Origin of the sequence: Romboutsia sedimentorum, from assembly GCF_030131845.1 — a bacterium.
Taxonomy (GTDB): Bacteria; Bacillota; Clostridia; order Peptostreptococcales; family Peptostreptococcaceae; genus Romboutsia_D; species Romboutsia_D sedimentorum.
Map to the genome: position 1 here is coordinate 919,126 of NZ_JASKYM010000001.1, position 19,577 is coordinate 938,702.

The 19,577-nt window shown below is 28.8% G+C and carries 19 protein-coding genes and 1 other annotated feature; of the genes, 3 read left to right on the forward strand and 16 right to left on the reverse strand.

All coding sequences use genetic code 11. The features are described 5' to 3' along the window. Nucleotides 1-6: 6 nt before the first annotated feature. The 7 genes from sdaAB to nadD all read right to left on the reverse strand — a co-directional run bounded on the left by sdaAB (nucleotide 7) and on the right by nadD (nucleotide 7,412). Complete coding sequence (gene sdaAB / locus QOZ84_RS04645; RefSeq protein WP_284131787.1) at nucleotides 7-681, reverse strand: L-serine ammonia-lyase, iron-sulfur-dependent subunit beta; 675 nt, start codon at nucleotides 679-681, stop codon at nucleotides 7-9. Nucleotides 682-820: 139 nt separating this feature from the next. Further along, the gene (locus tag QOZ84_RS04650; RefSeq protein WP_284131788.1) at nucleotides 821-1,201 is read right to left on the reverse strand and encodes a RidA family protein; all 381 of its coding nucleotides are present in this window, start codon (nucleotides 1,199-1,201) and stop codon (nucleotides 821-823) included. Nucleotides 1,202-1,369: 168 nt separating this feature from the next. Beyond that, nucleotides 1,370-2,587 carry a threonine ammonia-lyase gene (gene ilvA / locus QOZ84_RS04655; RefSeq protein WP_284131789.1) on the reverse strand — a complete coding sequence of 406 codons (1,218 nt, stop codon included), beginning with the start codon at nucleotides 2,585-2,587 and terminating at the stop codon, nucleotides 1,370-1,372. 391 nt (nucleotides 2,588-2,978) lie between these two features. Continuing rightward, the gene (leuS, locus tag QOZ84_RS04660; protein WP_284131790.1) at nucleotides 2,979-5,399 is read right to left on the reverse strand and encodes a leucine--tRNA ligase; all 2,421 of its coding nucleotides are present in this window, start codon (nucleotides 5,397-5,399) and stop codon (nucleotides 2,979-2,981) included. A 54-nt stretch (nucleotides 5,400-5,453) separates the two neighbouring features. Then, nucleotides 5,454-5,646, reverse strand: a binding site (T-box leader). Between the two features lie 25 nt (nucleotides 5,647-5,671). After that, nucleotides 5,672-6,022 (reverse strand): ribosome silencing factor, encoded by a 351-nt coding sequence (gene rsfS, locus QOZ84_RS04665; RefSeq protein WP_026901931.1) that lies wholly within the window; start codon nucleotides 6,020-6,022, stop codon nucleotides 5,672-5,674. Nucleotides 6,023-6,129: 107 nt separating this feature from the next. After that, a complete protein-coding gene (yqeK, locus tag QOZ84_RS04670; protein WP_284131791.1) occupies nucleotides 6,130-6,708 on the reverse strand; it encodes a bis(5'-nucleosyl)-tetraphosphatase (symmetrical) YqeK in 579 nt (192 codons plus the stop codon). Nucleotides 6,709-6,728: 20 nt separating this feature from the next. Then, nucleotides 6,729-7,412, reverse strand: a complete 684-nt coding sequence (nadD, locus tag QOZ84_RS04675) for a nicotinate-nucleotide adenylyltransferase (RefSeq protein WP_284131792.1) — start codon at nucleotides 7,410-7,412, stop codon at nucleotides 6,729-6,731. A 119-nt stretch (nucleotides 7,413-7,531) separates the two neighbouring features. Here nadD and recX point away from each other — a divergent pair, with 119 nt between their 5' ends. Continuing rightward, a complete protein-coding gene (recX, locus tag QOZ84_RS04680) occupies nucleotides 7,532-8,170 on the forward strand; it encodes a recombination regulator RecX (protein ID WP_284131793.1) in 639 nt (212 codons plus the stop codon). A 325-nt stretch (nucleotides 8,171-8,495) separates the two neighbouring features. Next, nucleotides 8,496-9,413 (forward strand): ribonuclease Z, encoded by a 918-nt coding sequence (locus QOZ84_RS04685; RefSeq protein ID WP_284131794.1) that lies wholly within the window; start codon nucleotides 8,496-8,498, stop codon nucleotides 9,411-9,413. An 86-nt stretch (nucleotides 9,414-9,499) separates the two neighbouring features. Here QOZ84_RS04685 and QOZ84_RS04690 read toward each other — a convergent pair whose 3' ends face one another. The 9 genes from QOZ84_RS04690 to QOZ84_RS04730 all read right to left on the reverse strand — a co-directional run bounded on the left by QOZ84_RS04690 (nucleotide 9,500) and on the right by QOZ84_RS04730 (nucleotide 17,958). Further along, the gene (locus QOZ84_RS04690; RefSeq protein WP_284131795.1) at nucleotides 9,500-10,834 is read right to left on the reverse strand and encodes a CoA-disulfide reductase; all 1,335 of its coding nucleotides are present in this window, start codon (nucleotides 10,832-10,834) and stop codon (nucleotides 9,500-9,502) included. Nucleotides 10,835-10,979: 145 nt separating this feature from the next. Beyond that, complete coding sequence (locus QOZ84_RS04695; RefSeq protein WP_026901936.1) at nucleotides 10,980-11,351, reverse strand: YhbY family RNA-binding protein; 372 nt, start codon at nucleotides 11,349-11,351, stop codon at nucleotides 10,980-10,982. A gap of 18 nt (nucleotides 11,352-11,369) precedes the next feature. Continuing rightward, the gene (gene obgE / locus QOZ84_RS04700; protein WP_284131796.1) at nucleotides 11,370-12,647 is read right to left on the reverse strand and encodes a GTPase ObgE; all 1,278 of its coding nucleotides are present in this window, start codon (nucleotides 12,645-12,647) and stop codon (nucleotides 11,370-11,372) included. A 215-nt stretch (nucleotides 12,648-12,862) separates the two neighbouring features. Beyond that, a complete protein-coding gene (rpmA, locus tag QOZ84_RS04705; RefSeq protein WP_284131797.1) occupies nucleotides 12,863-13,153 on the reverse strand; it encodes a 50S ribosomal protein L27 in 291 nt (96 codons plus the stop codon). 13 nt (nucleotides 13,154-13,166) lie between these two features. After that, complete coding sequence (locus tag QOZ84_RS04710; RefSeq protein ID WP_284131798.1) at nucleotides 13,167-13,484, reverse strand: ribosomal-processing cysteine protease Prp; 318 nt, start codon at nucleotides 13,482-13,484, stop codon at nucleotides 13,167-13,169. A 15-nt stretch (nucleotides 13,485-13,499) separates the two neighbouring features. Next, nucleotides 13,500-13,811 carry a 50S ribosomal protein L21 gene (gene rplU, locus QOZ84_RS04715; RefSeq protein ID WP_026901940.1) on the reverse strand — a complete coding sequence of 104 codons (312 nt, stop codon included), beginning with the start codon at nucleotides 13,809-13,811 and terminating at the stop codon, nucleotides 13,500-13,502. A 118-nt stretch (nucleotides 13,812-13,929) separates the two neighbouring features. Beyond that, nucleotides 13,930-15,333 (reverse strand): Rne/Rng family ribonuclease, encoded by a 1,404-nt coding sequence (locus QOZ84_RS04720; RefSeq protein ID WP_284131799.1) that lies wholly within the window; start codon nucleotides 15,331-15,333, stop codon nucleotides 13,930-13,932. Nucleotides 15,334-15,412: 79 nt separating this feature from the next. Next, nucleotides 15,413-16,111, reverse strand: a complete 699-nt coding sequence (locus tag QOZ84_RS04725) for a TIGR03936 family radical SAM-associated protein (protein WP_284131800.1) — start codon at nucleotides 16,109-16,111, stop codon at nucleotides 15,413-15,415. A gap of 2 nt (nucleotides 16,112-16,113) precedes the next feature. After that, nucleotides 16,114-17,958: a TIGR03960 family B12-binding radical SAM protein gene (locus QOZ84_RS04730; protein ID WP_284131801.1), complete on the reverse strand. Its 1,845-nt coding sequence runs from the start codon at nucleotides 17,956-17,958 to the stop codon at nucleotides 16,114-16,116. A gap of 356 nt (nucleotides 17,959-18,314) precedes the next feature. Here QOZ84_RS04730 and QOZ84_RS04735 point away from each other — a divergent pair, with 356 nt between their 5' ends. Continuing rightward, nucleotides 18,315-19,508, forward strand: coding sequence for an FprA family A-type flavoprotein (locus QOZ84_RS04735; protein WP_284131802.1), 1,194 nt, complete (start codon nucleotides 18,315-18,317; stop codon nucleotides 19,506-19,508). Nucleotides 19,509-19,577 lie beyond the last annotated feature (69 nt).

Below are 19,577 nucleotides of genomic sequence, written 5' to 3' on the forward strand. Positions count from 1 at the left end.
TACTAATTAGAATTTGTCTAAAACTATAATCTTAGCTATTACTTCAAATTTTCTTAATTGATCTATAAGATCTGCTTCTAATTTATCAGTTGTTTCTATTGTAACAAATGTATATTCAGATCTAGCTGGCTTGTTTGTTGACATCATTGCTATATCTTTATTATTATGAGCAAGCAATCCTGTCACGAATGATACTGCACCAGGTATATCTTTTATTTCTAATACTACGGCTGATCTTGATCCATTGAAGTCTAATGCTAATCCATCCATTTCTGTAAGCTTTATGTTCCCTCCACCTATAGAAGCACCCATTATAGTTGATTTTGATCCATCTTCTAAAACCATTTCTATTTTTACTGTATTAGGATGCACGCTATCACCTAAATCAGTTTTTATAAATTCAAATTTAACACCCGCTTCTTCTGCTAATTGAAAAGAATTCTTTATTCTAGCATCGTCCGGTTGGAATCCTAATATCCCACCAACTATCGCTTTATCAGTACCATGACCTTTATAAGTTTCTGCGAAGGAGCCATGAAGTAAGAATTTTACTTCCTTTACAGGTTTTCCTGCTATTTTAGAAGCAGTTTTTCCAAGTCTAGCCGCTCCTGCCGTATGGGAACTAGATGGACCTATCATATTAGGACCTACGATATCAAATACACTATAATCTTTAGCCATTATATTACCTCTTTCTTTTATTAAATGTCTTGTTTAAATTAACATATAAATTATTACAAATGAAATTTTTTCCAATTTTTTCGTTAAACGGCAAAATGACCAGCTATATGCCTGGTCATTTTACAATAACGTTCAAAAATTATATTACAGCAATTACTTCTATTTCAACTTTAACGTCTCTTGGTAATCTTGCAACTTCTACACAAGCTCTAGCAGGTTTATTTTCTCCAAAATATTCTGCATAAACTTCGTTTATAGCTCCAAATTCATTCATATCTTTTATGAATACTGTAGATTTAACTACGTGTGAAAAATCTAATCCAGCTTGTGCTAATATAGCTTTAACATTCTTTAAAGATTGAGCAGTTTGAGCTTTAACATCTCCTTCAACTACTTCCATAGTTTCTGGTACAAATGGAACTTGTCCAGATACGAATAACATATTTCCAGCTTTAACAGCTTGAGAATATGGTCCTATAGCTTTAGGTGCATTGTCTGTATTTATTATTTGATGTTTCATTTTATAACTCCTCCTTGTAATTCCTTTTATATGTTATCTTTTTCAAGTACTATTATACTATTATCTAAGTTATTATGCACATGTTTTTTTAAAATACAGGCTAAAAATATATTTTTTTTTATATTTTACCTTTAACCTGTATTTAATTTTCAATTTCTTTATAAAATATTATATTTCTACTATTTCAAATCCTGCATTTTTAACAGCTTCTGTTATTTCAGATATATGCTCTCTTGTGAATGTTTCTAATACAATCTCAGCTGATTGTTTACCTAATGCTCCACCTATTGATAATCTAGCTAAGTTAGCACTTAATATATTTCCATTATGCTCACTTATTATTTTAGTTAATTCAGCAAGTCCGCCTGGCTTATCTTGTATTACTGTATTAAATGCATATCTTCTTCCTTCTTTAGCTAAAGCGGTTCCTATTACTCTGTATAATGTATTAACATCAACGTTTCCACCAGATATTATACAAACTACGTTTTCCCCTTCTTGAGGTACATATTTTTTATTTAATAAAGCTGCTGTAGTTACTGCCCCTGAACCTTCAGCTACAACTTTTTGGTTTTCCATTAAGAATAACATCCCTTGTGCTATTTCAGCTTCTTCTACAACTACAACTTCATCAACTAATTCTTTTATTATTTCAAAAGTCATGTCCCCTGGAGTTTTAACAGCTATACCATCTGCTATTGTGGTATCTTTAAATGCAGTAGTAACTTTTCCATTTTTAAATGATTCTTGCATTGAAGGTATATTTGCAGTTTGAACTCCAATTATTTTTACGTTAGGATTTAAAGCTTTAGCAGCTACAGCTACACCAGCGATTATTCCCCCACCACCGATTGGACATAATATAGTGTCTACTTTATCATTTAATTGTTCAAATATCTCAAGTGCCATAGTTCCTTGTCCTGCTATAACTTCTTTATCGTTGAATGGGTGTAAGAAAGTAGCTCCACTTTCTTTTTGTAATTCAACAGCTTTTGCATAAGCATCATCATATACTAATCCGTTTAATACTACTTCTGCTCCGTATCCCTTAGTTGCAGTAACCTTTGCAAGTGGTGCAGTAGCTGGCATTACTATTGTAGCTTTTATTCCACTCATTCTAGCTCCTAGTGCAACACCTTGTGCATGGTTTCCAGCACTTGATGCTATAACACCGTTTGCCTTCTCTTGTTCAGTTAAGTTAGCTATTTTATTACAAGCTCCTCTTACTTTGAAAGAACCAGTTTTTTGTAAGTTTTCACATTTATAGAAAACATTTGCCCCTGTCATAGTGCTAAGCTTAACACTCTCTAGTACATCTGTCTTTTTTACTATATCTTTTATAGTTTCTCTAGCATTTTTTATATCTTGTAAAGTAACTTTTGTCATTTTATTTATCTCCCTTATAGTAAAGTTAATTATTTCATTTCTAACAATTTCTATTCTATACTTTTTTTTTACATAAATCAACAGGAAATCGCTTTTTCATAATTTTTTTATTTTTCTAAATTCAATGTAAAATTAATACAATTTAATCAATTGCTTTAATTGTTAAATTTTTATTCATATTCTATCTTATTTTATAATGTTTTCAATGTATTTTAATGTATTTTGAAATTTATAATCCATTAATTTTAATTTAACGAAATTTTAGTTTTAATTTTATAAAATTTTATTGTTTTTTATAATTATTATAACCAATATTTTGTATTTTATAATTTTATTTTTTATAAAAAAAAGAAGAGAATTGTAAAATTCTCTTCTTTTCATATTCAAAAATTTATTTAACTACTATATTAACTAGCTTCTTAGGAACTGCAACTACTTTTACAATAGTTTTTCCTTCAACTAAAGCTTTTATTTTTTCATCATTCATAGCAGCTTCCTGCATTTCTTCTCTAGAAATATTAGCTCCTATACTTAATTTACCTCTAACTTTCCCATTTACTTGAACTACAACTTCAACTTCATCTTTAACTAATGCAGTTTCGTCGTATTTAGGCCAAGATATATTGAATATACTTCCTTCTTTACCTATCATAGTCCATAACTCTTCACCCATATGAGGTGCAAATGGTGCTATTATCGAAACTATTGTTTCTACTGCTTCTTTTATAACGCCTTCGTTTCTATTTTCTAATTCTTTATACTTATACATTTCGTTTATTAATTCCATTAAAGCAGATATTGCAGTATTGAAACCAAACTTTTCACTTAAGTCTTGTGTTACTTTCTTAAGAGTTGCGTTTATAGTATATCTCATAGCTTTATCTTCTTTAGTTAATTCACCTATTTTTACATCAGATTTAGCTATTTCTGATAATTCATCAACTAATCTATAAACTCTATTTAAGAATCTAAAGCATCCTTCAACACCTTGTTCTGACCAGTCTAAATCTCTTTCTGGTGGAGCTGCAAATAAAACAAATAATCTAGCTGTATCTGCTCCAAATTCATTTATTATTTCAATTGGTGAAACAACATTACCTTTTGACTTACTCATTTTAGTTCCTTCTTTAAGTACCATACCTTGAGTAAGTAAGTTTTTAAATGGCTCATTAAAGTCTATCATTCCCATTTCATTAAATGCTTTAACAAAGAATCTTGAGTAAAGTAAATGCATTATAGCATGTTCTACTCCACCTATATATTGGTCTACTGGCATCCACTTGTTAGCTACATCTTTTCCAAATGGTTCATTAGTATTCTTAGGATCTACATATCTTAAGAAGTACCAAGAAGAATCAACAAATGTATCCATCGTATCAACTTCTCTTCTAGCTGGCTTTCCACAACAAGGACAAATAGCATTCATAAATTCTTTTGAAGTCGTAAGAGGAGATTCTCCTTTTCCAGTAAATTCTATATCTGTAGGTAATAATATTGGTAAATTCTCTTTCTTCTCTGGAACTAAACCACACTCTTCACAGTAAACTACAGGTATAGGACATCCCCAGTATCTTTGTCTAGAAAGTAACCAGTCTCTTAATCTATAATTAACAGTTTTCTTTCCTACTTTTATTTCTTCTATTTTATTAACTATTCCTTCAAATCCTTTTGACACTTCTAAACCATCAAATTCTCCAGAGTTAATCATATTTTCATCTTCATCTATAACTTGTGCTACATCTAAGTTATATTTAGCAGCAAATTCTGCATCTCTTTCGTCATGAGCTGGGACTGCCATAACTGCACCAGTTCCATAGTCAGCAAGAACATAGTTTGCAATCCATAGAGGAACTTTATTTCCGTTTAATGGGTTTATAACATATTTACCTATAAATATTCCTTCTTTTTCTACATCACTTGAAGTTCTTTCTATTTCAGTCATAGTGTGCATTTTGGTTACAAATGCATCAACTTGCGCTTCATATTCTGTTCCTTTTACTAGTTCTTTAACTAATTCATGCTCTGGAGCAAGAACCATATAAGTAACGCCATAAGTAGTATCTGGTCTAGTTGTAAATACTGTTACAGATTTATCAATTCCATCTATATCAAAAATTATCTCAGCTCCTGTACTTTTTCCTATCCAGTTTTTTTGCATTGTTTTAACTTTTTCTGGCCATCCAGTTAAAGTATCTAAATCGTTTAGTAATTCTTCTGCAAAGTGAGTTGTTTTAAAATACCATTGTTCTAAATCTTTTTTAACAACTACAGAATCGCATCTTTCACATTCTCCTTGAACAACTTGTTCATTAGCAAGAACTGTTTCACAAGATGGACACCAGTTAACAAAAGATTTCTTTTTATATGCTAATCCATGTTCTAAGAATTTTAAGAATATTTCTTGAGTAAATTTATAGTATTCAGGTGTAGATGTAGCTATTTCTCTATCCCAATCATAGCTAAGTCCTAATAATTTTAATTGACCCTTCATATCTTCTATATTTTCCATAGTCCACTTATGAGGATGTATTCCGTGCTTTATAGCTGCATTTTCTGCTGGAAGACCAAATGAATCCCATCCCATTGGATGAAGAACGTTAAACCCTTCCATCTTTTTAAATCTAGCTATAACGTCACCTATTGAATAATTTCTTACATGTCCCATGTGTATCTTTCCTGATGGGTATGGTAACATCTCTAATGTGTAATAATTTGGTTTTGATGAATCTTGTGTATTAGTTTTATATTGTTCATTTTGTACCCAAGTTTTTTGCCATTTAGCTTCAACTTCATTCGGTTTATAAACGTTCATATAACTACCTCCTATGTATTTTTATATAAAAAAATCCCCACCACTAAACATACGTTTAGGGACGAGGATTATATTCGCGGTACCACCCTAATTAGCCTACTTATAGACTCTCTTAGATAGTTTTTATGCCAACTACGGCCAAATAGATTTTCTCTAGCAAGTTCAAAGATATATTCTACTAGTTCACACCACCACTAGTTCTCTGAAAAAACACATTCTTTTACTACTCTAGTCTATTTAATAATTTTAAGTTTTAAATTATAATATCAGTTTTATACTAGCGTGTCAACATCTATACGAGGAGCGTCAGCCCATAATTTTTCTAACTTATAGTACTCTCTACTTTCCTCATCGAATACGTGAACCATAACATCGCCATAGTCAAGAAGTATCCAATTTTGAGCTCCGTGTCCTTCTTTTCCTCTTGGTTCTATTCCTAACTTAGTTAATTCATCTTCAACATTGTCAGTTATAGCCTTAACTTGTCTTTGAGATCCAGCTGTAGCTATAACAAAATAATCACATAAGCTAGACATATCTCCTATTTTTATTATAGATATATCTTGTCCTATTTTATCATCTATTGCATCATATATAACTTTTGTAATTTGTTCTACTGTCATATTATTAGTCATATTTTTTCCTTCCTTTCCTAATTTCAAACATATTTAACTATTATACCATAAATATTGATTTATAGACTATGCTATTTTAATATTTAAGTTTATTATTACCTTAATACTGATTTTTGTTGCATAAGATAATTTCTAGCTTCTATAGTTCTTGGATGAATTAGTTGCTCATTATCTATAACAAATTTTATAGTATTATTAAAAGAAATTAGTAAGGCTTCATCTAAACTACCTCCATAAATTAATTTCCTTAACAATTCTACACCAGGAAAACTTCTGTCTTCTTCTATTAAGTCTGCTATATAAAGTATTTTTTCTAATAAATTCATATTTGCTTTTCCTGTAGTATGATATTTAACTGCACTTATAATTTCTTCATCTTCTATTTTAAACTCATACTTAGCAATATAGCAACCGATTACACTATGAGATAATGCTAAATTATTTTTTTCTAAATCATCTAATTCTATTTTATATTTAGCTACATAATATTTTACTTCTTCTTTGTTTAAATATTTCGCACAATCATGAATCATTCCTGCTAAATAAGCTTTTTCTTCATCATAATTATATATTTTACTAAGTTTAATTGAAGTATTAGCCACGTTTAAAGAATGTTTAAATCTTTTTTTAGGTAACATTTTTTCCAATTGTTTATTAATATCATCTAAATTCATTTACTTCTCTCCATTTATTTTTATTCATTTTTGTACAAAGAATTCCTAGATATATAATTTTCAACATATTCAGGTACTAAATATCTTATTGATTTATTTTCCTTTAATTGACCTCTTATATATGTTGAAGATATATCTAGAGATGGAACATAAACACTTATAATCTTTGCATTATATTTATTTTTTAATTTTTCTATTTTTTCTTGAGCTCTTAATAAACTTATCCCCGGTCTAGTTGCTGCTATGAATGTAGCCAATTTGAAATTTTCCTCTACATTCTTCCATGTCTCAATATCACATATAGCATCTGCCCCTGTTATAAAAAATATATCTATATTATTATAAGCTTTTTTAAGATATCTTAATGTATCTACTGTATATGTTTTTTCTTCCCTTTTAATTTCTATATCCCAAACTAAAAAATCGTCATTACTTGAAGTTGCAAGATTAACCATATTATATCTATCATATTTGTCAGTTATATTACCTAACTTATGCGGTGGCTTTCCTGATGGTATAAAGATAATCTTATCTAATTTATATTTATCCCTAATAAATTCAGCAGTAGCCAAATGTGCATAATGGATTGGATCAAAAGTTCCACCCATTATGCCTATCTTATTTTTCTTACAATCTTTTTTAAATTTTTCTAATTTAATAGTATTTTTTATCTCTGCTTCCTTAATTAGATTACCAATACTCATTTTAAATCTCCTCTACAGCAATTATATTATTATTGTATCATTATTTTTATAATATTAAAGGTTATAAATTGTTTTTTAGTATATACTTATAATTATACACAATACAAAGGAGATTTTTAATGGCTATAATTACTAAAATAGAAGCACAGAAAAAACGTGATGACAGAGTTAATATTTATGTAGACGAAGAATTTTTTATGGCTATATTTGCTGAACTAGTATACACTTTTAATTTGAAAAAGGGCATGACTATAGAAGAGGAAAATTTAAAAAATATATTAAATGAAGAAATGTATATTAAAGCTAAAAATAAAGCTTTAAACATTTTAGCTAAAGCAGATCAATCAGAAAAAAAGATAAAGCAAAAATTATCTACAGATTTTGAAGATGATATAATAGATATGGTTATAGAATTTTTAAAGAAAAATAAATTTATTGATGATGATTTATTAGCACAAAAAATAGTTAATACTAATGTTAATTTAAATAGATGTGGTAAAAATAAAATCAAACAAAATTTATATAATAAAGGTATCGATAAAGAGTCTATTGACGAAGCTATATCTGATATAGATAATGATGTTGAGTTTGAAAATGCACTTTATTTAGGCAAAAAAAGATATGAAAGAGTTAAAAATGAAGATAAAAGAAAAATATATCAAAAAATTTCTCAACATCTTTCTTATAAAGGATTTAATTATGATATTATAAAAAGAGTATTAAATAAACTTTTAAATGATGACGAATTTAATATGTAATACGTTTATTAGTTCTTATAGGAGGATTTATTTTGAGTGAAGTTAAAAGATTGATAATAGCTGCGGTTGCCTTAGGAATAGGAATATATAACATTATTCAACTATATAAACAAGATAGCATAAAGTAAATTTCAAGAGATTATTAAATAATAATCTCTTTTTTTTGCTATAAAATATTTTTTAATTCTTAATTTATACAATCTTTAATTTTTAAATTCATAAACAACAACTTCATGCATTACAAAATTTATTTTAGAAACAATTATAATAATTGTATTTTAAAATGCAGATACTATATTTACTACTAATATATAAGGAGAGATTTATGATAGATCTAATTTTACTTGGATGTGGAGGTAATATGCCTATGCCTAATAGGTTTTTATCTTCTTTATTTATAAATTATAGGGGCAGAAAGATACTTATAGATTGCGGTGAAGGAACTCAGATTTCTATGAAAATGAAGAATTGCGGTTTTAAGAATATAGATTTAATATGTATAACACATCTCCACGGAGATCATTTTAATGGACTTATAGGACTTTTATCTACTATCGCCAATAGTTCCCGAACTGAAGACTTAACTATAATCGGACCACTTGGAATCAAGAAACATTTAGACGCCGTTAAAGTACTTGTTGGATACTTGCCATATAGTTTAAATGTTATTGAGAATCCTAATGGATCTTTTTCTTTATGCCATGAGTATTTAAATGATATTGAGATTTCAACTATTAAACTAGAACATTCAACAGAATGTTTAGGATATAGCTTATACTTTAACCGAAGACCAAAGTTTAATAAAGATAAAGCAGTTTTAAATAATGTACCTACTATCTTATGGCAAAAACTACAATCAGGCAAAAGTATTATAGTGAATGAAGTTGAATATAAGCCCGAAATGGTTTTAGGAGATGATAGAAAAGGTGTTAAAGTTAGTTTTATAACAGATACTCGACCTATATTTTCAATTCCTGAATTTATAAAAGATAGCGATTTATTAGTTTGTGAGGCTATGTATGGAGATAATTTAGATATTTCTAAAGCTATTAAGAATAGTCATATGACTTTTAAAGAAGCTGCAAATTTAGCAAAGTTAGGCAACGTTAATAAACTACTTTTAACACACTTTAGCCCTTCTCTTGAAGATCCTAATAGTTATATCGATAATGCTACTAGCGTGTTTAAAAATACAATAATCGGATATGATAGATTGGAACTTATTTTAAACTTTAAAGAGTAGTTAAATTCAAATTTTTATAATAATTTTGTATTAATAAAAAGCAAACTATAATAAAACAAAATATTATCGTTTGCTTTTATCATTTATTATTTACATACATTTCCTGCTACATTTAACACATCCCACGTTCTTGCAAATGGTGGTGCATAACACAAATCTAACATACCTAACTGACTAGTTGTTAACTTTGCAAATATAGCAGTTGCTATTACATTCGTTCTTTGAACTGCATCTTTATATCCGGCTACTTGACCACCTAATATTACCTTTGTTTTTGCATCGTAGACAAGTTTTACATATATTTTATTTCTACCAGGATAATAATTTGTTTGGTTAAAGTCAGATATAAACTTAATTTTAACATCTAGTCCTAATTTTTGTGCTTGAATTTCTGTAATGCCTGTTGATCCAGCCTCCATATTCATAACCTTTAAACAGCTTGAACCTAGCGAACCTTGGAATGAATTATTGGCTCCAGCTAGGTTTTCACCAACTATTCTTCCTAATTTATTAGCTCCCGTTGCTAGTGGTACATAAGCGTCTTTACCAGTAACTATATTTTGTATAGTTGCACAATCTCCAGCTGCATATATATCTTCTATTGATGTTTTACCAAATTCATCAACTATTATTGCACCATTTGGCAACATTTCTATTCCACTGTCTTTTAAGAATGATGTATTTGGTCTAACACCAGTCGCTATTATAACTACATCCGCATCAACTTTCCCTTTATTAGTTATAACTTTTTCTACCTTAGTTTGTCCAATTAATTCTGATACAAGTTCTTCTAGTCTCAAGTTTACATCATGTTTTCTTATTTCTTCTTCTAATACGTCTGTTATCTCCTTGTCAAAAACTTGTTCTAATATTCTGTTGCCAGATTGGAATACAGTTACATTTTTACCTAGCTTTTTAGCTGCTTCTACTGCTTCTAGGCCTATAAATCCAGCACCTATTATTACAATATTTTTATTCTCTTCTCTATTAAATAGTTCTTTTACTTTTATTCCATCTTCCATGCTTTTTAATGTCGAAACATTTTCTAATTGAACATTTTTTATAGGAGGTATTATACTACTAGCTCCACTTGCTATCATTAATTTATCATATGAATCTTCAAATTCAACATTAGTTTTTATATTTTTAACTGTAACTTTTTTATTAGTTACATCGACATTAACGATTTCATGAAATGTATTTAAATCAATCTCAGTTTCTCTGAATTTTTCAGCGCTTCTTGCTATCATGCTATTTGGGTCATCAAAGAATCCACCAACAAAATATGGTAATCCACAAGCTCCAAATGATACCACATCCGTTTTTTCATAAACTACAACTTCATAGTTTGGTTGCATTCTTTTTAATTTTGCAGCAGCACTCATACCAGCTGCAACTGCCCCTACTATTATAACTCTCATATTTGACCCTCCTAAAATATTATATATTAAGTTTATATTTTCATATATACATTACTTATATACCCATATGTGGCTAATATATCAACATTTTTTATTTAAATTAAAGTATAAAAAGCACCTGTATTTAACAGGTGCTCAAATTTAACTATCTTCTTTCCGATCTCTTTGTTGGTTTCCCTTTTTTAGTAACATTTTCAAGCTTAACTTTAGCTTTAGCTTGCTCATGTCCTGGGAATATTATTTTAGGTTCTTCTAAATTCTTTTTATATATAGTAAATTTAGACCCTATAGCTTGAACAAATTCAGCTCTTAAAGCTTCACATACTGCATTTGCAGTTTCTTTTGTATCGATACCTGCATTTTCAAGTATTGTTACTTTTACTATTTCTCTGCTTCTTAACATATTGTCAAGTTGCTCTAAAAAGCTTTCTGTTACGCCATCTTTACCTATTTGAGTAACAGGCTTTAATGTGTTTGCTACTGATCTTAAGTACGCTCTTTGTTTTCCTTTTAACATTTTTCCACCTCTTTTATTCTAGTTGTAGAATTCGAATTCTAACTCGTAAATTCTAACAGTATCTCCGTCTTCAATTCCCATTTTTCTAAGTCGGTCAAATACGCCTTGACCTTCCATAACTTTTTGGAAATATTGAAGAGATTCCATATCATCAAAGTTAACAGAATATAAAATTCTTCTAAGCATTTTACCTGTAACAACATATACTCCATCTTCGATTTCTATAGTTAAAGCTTCGTCTTCTTGTACGTCTAATTCTGGTTTGTACATTTCTTCTTCTGTAACTAACTCTACATCTTCAACTTCATTTAATAATTGAGATACATAAGCTATTACATCATCTATACCTTGACGAGTAGCTGCAGACATTTTAAATACTTTATATCCTCTACCTTCTAACTCATCTTTGAAATCTTCAAATACACTTTCATCTTCTAATATGTCCATTTTATTAGCTACTACTACTTGTGGTCTTGAAGATAATTTATCGTTATACATTTTAAGTTCATCATTTATCTTGTTAAAGTCTTCTAAAGCATCTCTACCTTCTAATCCTGATATATCTACTATATGAATTAAAACTTTAGTTCTTTCAACATGTCTTAAGAAATCATGACCTAGTCCGACTCCTTCAGCTGCACCTTCTATAAGTCCAGGTATATCAGCTAACACAAAACTATCCCCAAACTTAGTTTGAACAACACCTAAATTAGGTGTTAAAGTTGTAAAGTGATAGTTAGCTATCTTTGGCTTAGCTTTAGTAACTACTGATAAGAATGTAGATTTACCTACATTAGGGAATCCTAAAAGACCCACATCTGCTATCATTTTAAGCTCTAAAGTTACCCATCTTTCTTGACCTTCAGTACCAGATTTAGCAAAAGCTGGGGCTTGTCTTACTGCATTTGCGAAATGTTGGTTTCCTTTTCCACCTCTACCACCTCTTACAACTGTAGCTCTATCGCCTTCGTTTTTTAAATCTGCTAATATAAGACCTGTTGCTTCATCTCTAATTATTGTTCCTGCAGGCACTTTAAGTGTTAAATCATCACCATTTTTACCCGCTCTTCTACTCTTTGATCCGTCTCCACCTGGTTCTGCAGAGTATTTTCTTTGGTATTTGAAATCCATTAATGTTCTAAGACCTAAGTCAACCTCAAACACTATACTAGCACCATGTCCACCGTCTCCACCATCTGGACCGCCAGCTGGAACATACTTTTCTTTTCTAAAACTTACCGTACCGTTTCCACCGTTTCCAGCTTTAACAAAAATTCTTGCCTTATCTATAAACATATTAATCACCTACTTGATTAAACTTTTTTATAACACTAATAAATAAGAAATTATCCACGTCGGATAATTTTTCTTAAAGATAGTATTTTAACAAAATTATTATTTAAAATCTTAAAAAAAGATTTCATTATTATTTTTTCCAAAATAAATACATACAATTCTATAAATATCTATTTACAAGAAAAAGGAGTGTATTAACACTCCTTCTTTGTATATTACTCAGCTATTGATACTGGGTATACACTTACTTTTTTTCTTTTCTTATCTTTTCTTTCGAATTTAACAGCACCGTCAACTAATGCAAATAAAGTGTCATCGCCACCTATACCTACGTTAGTTCCTGGATGTATTTTAGTACCTCTTTGTCTTACTATTATACTACCAGCAGTTACAACTTGTCCGTCAAATCTCTTAACACCTAATCTTTTAGCTATAGAATCTCTACCATTCTTAGAAGATCCTACCCCTTTTTTAGATGCAAGTAACTGTAAGTTCATGTTTAACATATGGAGTCACCCCCTACTTTTTTAAGATTTTTATATTTTTGGGATATTCCCGTTTTATTCCTTCAATAGATAATTGAAAATGATTTAATAGTAATTGAGAATCTTTTAAGTAATTATCTTTAACGATACACTCTATATGACCTTCTTGTCCTATTACACTTTCAAATTCAACTTTCACTAATTTGTCTAAAGAATTTATGACTGCAATAGCATTAGATGTAACCGCAGAACATACTATATCATAGCCTATTTCAGCGAAATCAGCATGACCCTTTAAGCAAAATCCTTTTAGTGAAAACTCATCATCGTAATAATATTTTACTTTTATCATTATTTATACCAACAATTAAGCGTTTATCTTTTCGATAACTATCTTAGTGTATGGCTGACGATGTCCTTGCTTTCTTCTATAATCTTTCTTAGCCTTATATTTGAAAACTATTATTTTCTTAGCTTTACCTTGTTCTACAACTTTCGCTTGAACAGAAGCACCTTCAACTACTGGAGCTCCAACTACTAACTCTCCGTCTTTAGTACAAGCTAATACTTCGTTTAAAGTTATAACATCACCTGCGTTAGCTTCTAACTTCTCAACGAATAATACATCACCTTCAGCAACTTTATATTGCTTTCCACCTGTTTTAACTATAGCGTACATTAAAATACACCTCCTCGGTCTTAAACTCGCCATATAGGTACTTCATTAAAGAAGTTTGTAACCTTGTCTGTGCGGCATTACAGTTATTAATATTACTACTTACTTGTGCATTTGTCAACTAAGTATTATAAATTATATTTATTTTTTCGTAATTTAATTCACTGCTATTATCTAACGATATTATTATACCATATTTTTCGCTAATTTTTTCAATTATATCTCTATAATTTTTATTTATTATATTATATAAATCATTATTTAACATTATTGTAATATTATTATACGATGTATGTACCTTAATCCTAATAATTTCTTTTTCTATAGTGTCTATTAAGTAATTAACTGATTTATTATAAGCCCTACCATCACATTTTATGCATTCATCTAAGTAATACTTATCTATAGAATCTTTTTCTCTCCTTCTAGCTACTTCTACTAAGCCAAGTTTCGTCATACCTAAAACTTCAGACTTTCTTTTATCTTTTTTTAATTGTATTTGTAGTGTCTTTAAAAGTTCTTCTTTATAATCATTTTTATGCATATCTATAAAATCAATTATAATTATCCCACCTATATCCCTAAGTTTTAATTGTTTACAAATTTCTACTGCAGCTTCTAAGTTTGTTTTATATACAGTTTCATCTAGCTTTAAATTGCCAGTAAATTTCCCCGTATTAACATCTATTACCGTAAGGGCTTCAGTTTTTTCTATTATCAAATATCCACCACTTTTTAACCATACTTTTTTATTCAAACATTTTTCTATTTGATTGTTTACTTTGTATAAATCAAATATATCTTTGTCTTCTTCTAATACTAATTTTTCTACATATTCTTTTTTTATAGATTTTAATATTATTTTCAGTTCTTCATACTTTATACTATCATTAGTTATTATTTTATCTACATATTCATTTGCATTATCTTTTACATATTTAGTACAAAAATCTAGACTTTTATATAAAAGTTTCGGTCCCATTCCTAATTTGTATTCTTTTTGTATATTTTCATATTGATTTTTTAATTCTTCTATATCTTCTTGTAATTCTTCTTTGCTACAACCTATCGCTTCCGTTCTTATAATTAAACCAACATTTTCTTCGTTTATAGATTTTGCAATTTTCTTTAATCTAAATCTTTCTTTTTCTAATGTAATTTTATTTGATATAGTGGTTCTACTATTTGATGGTATATAAACTAAATATCTTCCAGCTAAACTTATTTCAAGATTTAACTTAGCTCCCTTAGTTCCTATTTCTTCTTTATTTATTTGAACTAATATTTCTTGTCCACATTTTATATTAGTATCTTTTTTTAATTGAAGGTATGCTAACTTATCAAACCCAACATCTATAAAGCAAGCATCTATTCCTGGAAGTACTTTTTTTACAATACCTCTATATATGTTAGAAACTATTTTATTTTTTTTATTATCTTCTATAAATAACTCTACTAATTTATCATCTTCAAGCACAGCAGTTTTTTGAGATGATATTAAATTTTCTATTATTATTTTTTTCATTAAATTATTCCTTTAATAAATATTTTTATTTCACAATATCGTGACATAGAAAAAAGGTGGTTTTACCCACCTTTTTAATCTACATAGGAGATACTAATTGTCCATCTTCTACTACGTATAAATCTCTTCTTAATATATCTACATCTAATGGGTCCATGTCTAATTCTAACATTTCTAATATTTTAGGAACAAATATAGAATTATTTAAATTTGCTTTAGAACCTGTAGCAGCCATAGCCTCAAGAGTTACACATGTATCACTTAAATTTAATACATCAAACTGCTTTATCATAGGTCTTATATTAAATTCTACCATTTTTCCTTTTTTATTTTTCTTAGTTATCATTATTTCTTCTTGACTCATAAATTCTAGCATTTTTGACTTTATAAATTCTTTAGTTAAAGGTTTCTCTAAATCTATAGTAAATATATACTCTCCATATTCTATGTTTGATGCAAGTGATGGAGTTTGTTTAGTTATTTCTACAGACTTTATAAACTTTATACCTTTTGGTAATTGTGCATTCATTCTACTTGAATACTCTTCAACACTTAAGTCATTTTCTATTTCAACATCTACATACTCTCCTTGGCTTTCTGTTCCTAAAGCTAATGCATTTCCATAACTTATCTTAGGGTGAGGATTATAACCTTGAGAGTGAACTAATTCTATATCAGCTCTTCTAAATGCTCTTTGTAATAGTTGTTGTAAGTCAAGGTGTGATATATATATCATATCGCCTTCTTTATTGTATTTAGTTCTTATTATCTTACTCATAATTAACAAAGCCCCCTTCCGATGTCATGTGTATTTATTCCACATCCGTTACATTTATGTCTACAATCTGGAGAAATTGTATCTTCTTTTGATTTTTCATTTTCTCTAACTAAGAATTGCTTAGTTACACCTACATCTATATGATCCCAAGGGAATACTTCTTCGTAGTTTCTTTGTCTATTTGCATAAAACTCTATAGAAAGATTATTTTTCTCCATAGCTTCTTTCCATGTATCTAAATTAAAATGTTCAGACCATCCATCAAACTTAGCTCCAGCTTTAAATGCATCATATATAACTTTACCTAATTTTCTATCTCCCCTAGCTACAACAGCTTCCATTAAACTAGTTTTAGAATCATGATAGTTATATTTTATGTTTCCATTTTTTAATTTTCTAACTAAATGTCTTTGTTTTTCTACTACTTCTTCTGTAGTATCTTGTCCATGCCATTGGAATGGTGTAAATGGTTTAGGTACAAATGTTGATGTACTTACTGTAACACCAAAATCTCTTTTTATTTTTCCATTATGAACATTTCTATAAGTATCTATAACATCGTATGCAAGGTTTGCTATACCATCTAAATCATCATAAGTCTCTGTTGGAAGCCCTATCATAAAGTATAACTTGACACGGTTCCATCCCATTTCAAATGCTTTTCTAGTTGCATTTTCTAAGTCATCTTCGCTTACACCTTTATTTATAACATCTCTCATTCTTTGAGTTCCTGCTTCTGGTGCAAATGTAAGTCCTGATTTTCTTACTTGTTGAATCTTTTCTGCTATTTCCATAGAGAAATTATCAAGTCTTAATGAAGGCAGTGATATCCCAATGTTTCTATCAGTGTATTCATGAACTAAGTAGTCTGTAAGTTCTTCTAATTGGCTATAGTCACTTGTACTTAATGAAGATAATGATATCTCATCATACCCAGTATTTTTAACTAGATTTTCTAATATTTCTTTAAGTCTTTCTACGCTTTTTTCTCTTATAGGTCTATATATCATACCTGCTTGGCAGAATCTACAACCTCTTGTACATCCTCTAAATAATTCTAAAACTATTCTGTTATGTACAGTATCAATAAACGGTACTATTAGCTTTTCTGGATATGGCGCTTCTTCCATATCTTTAATTATTCTTTTTTGAGGACTAGCTGGTACTCCTTCTTTGTTTGGTAACACAGATTTAACTGTATTATCTTCATTATATGTAACATCATAGAAGCTTGGTATATAAACACCTTCTATATTAGATATTTTATATAAGAAATCTGCTCTAGTAGTTTTATTTTTCTTCCATTCTTTATAAGCATTAACAACTTCTAAGTTTACTTCTTCACCTTCACCTAATATTACTATGTCAACAAAATCAGCTAATGGTTCACAGTTATAAGCACAAGGTCCTCCAACCATTATAAATGGGTCATCTAATTTTCTATCTTCTCTTAGTAATGGTATATTAGCTAAGTCTAATATATTCAAAATATTTGTATACGATAACTCATATTGAAGTGTAAATACTACAAAATCAAAGTTAGTTATAGCTTCTCTTGATTCTAAACCAAATAAAGGTATATTTTTTTCTCTCATTATATTTTCCATGTCAACTGCTGGAGAATATACTCTCTCACAAAATACATCTTCATCTTTGTTTATTACATCATATAATATATGACTTCCTAAGTGGCTCATTCCAACTTCATATAAGTCTGGGAAACAATGAGCATATCTTATTAGGTTTTCATTTGACGTATCTTTGTGTACTGAGTTAATCTCATTTCCAAGATACCTAGCAGGCTTTTCAACCTTCTTTAAAATTCTTTTTAAGTCTACTTTATTCATCTATGTGTAAAACCTCCAATAAGTTTATTATTTTCTAGACATACGTATTATTATACACGATATGATATTATGTATCAAAATATTATTAACTATTTTAGATATAGTTTCTCCAATGTACTTCCTTATTATATTAAATGATGGCATTTTTATTTCAAATTACTATTTTAACTATTTTTTAAATTAATATTTTATTTTGAATTCGATTTTTTTAAGTTCCCTTATTATTATTTTTTTATTTGAAGTGTGTTATATTATATTTGTACGCATATTTTTAATAATATATTGTTGTATTTTGTTTTGATATATATTATTTGGGTATAATCTTTATATAATTTTATTTTTTAGGAGGATTTATAATGAGTAATGTATTTGAAGTAAAAAAAGATATTTACTTTACAGGAGTCGTAGACAAAGATTTAAAGGTATTTGATATAATAATGGAAACAGAGTTTGGTACTACTTATAACTGTTATTTAATTAAAGATGAGAAAACAGTTTTATTCGATACTGTAAAACCAAACTTTAAAGATGAATTTTTAAATAATATCTCACAAGCTACAGATATAGCTGATATAGATTATGTTGTTATCCATCATACTGAGCCTGACCACGCTGGTAGCTTAAAGTATCTTTTAGATTTAAATCCTAATATAGAAGTTTTCTGTACAAGTGTTGCAAAACTATACTTAAGTGAGCAAATCAATAAGCCATTTAAATGCCACGTTATAAAAGATGGAGAAACTTTAAATATAGGTAAAAGAAACATTAAATTTATAACTGCACCATTTTTACATTGGCCAGATACAATGTTTACTTATGTTGAAGAAGACAAAACTTTATTTACTTGCGATGCTTTCGGATGTCACTTTGCTAACGTTGATGCAAATGCTGTAGAAAGTGAAGATTATCTAAAGTCATCTAAACACTACTATGATTGCATAGTTAAGCCTTTTGCTAAACACGTTTTAAATGCTATTAATAAAGTAGTTGATTTAAAAATAGATTTTGACACAATATTAACTTCTCATGGACCAATGCTTACTAAAGACCCTATGGCAGCAGTTAAAAGATATTTAGATTGGTCAACTGAAGTTGTAAATACTACTAATCAAAACCAAGTAGCAGTATTTTACCTATCAGCTTACAGCAATACATTAGTAATGGCAAAAAAAATAGAAGAAGGATTACTTTCAAAAGGTGCAAAAGTTAAGCTATATGATTTAGAAAATATTAGTTTAAAAGAAATGCATGATGCTGTTGTAATGTCTAAAGTTATTTTATTAGGCTCTCCAACTATAAATAGAAGTATGGTTAAACCTATGTGGGACTTGTTCTCTGTAATAGATCCTATGGCTAATGTGGGCAAGATAGCAGGTGTGTTTGGTTCTTACGGTTGGAGTGGCGAAGGTATAACTATGGCTGAAACTTTATTAAAATCAATGTCATTTAAAATGCCTGTTGAGACATTAAAAAAGAAATTCTTCCCAAGCGATGATACTTTAAATGAATGTTTTGAATTTGGTGCTAAATACGGTGAATTAATTAAATAATGCAATCATAATAAATATTTATTTTTAACTATATTATATTTATTTTATAAAAAAAGAGTGTCATGTAAA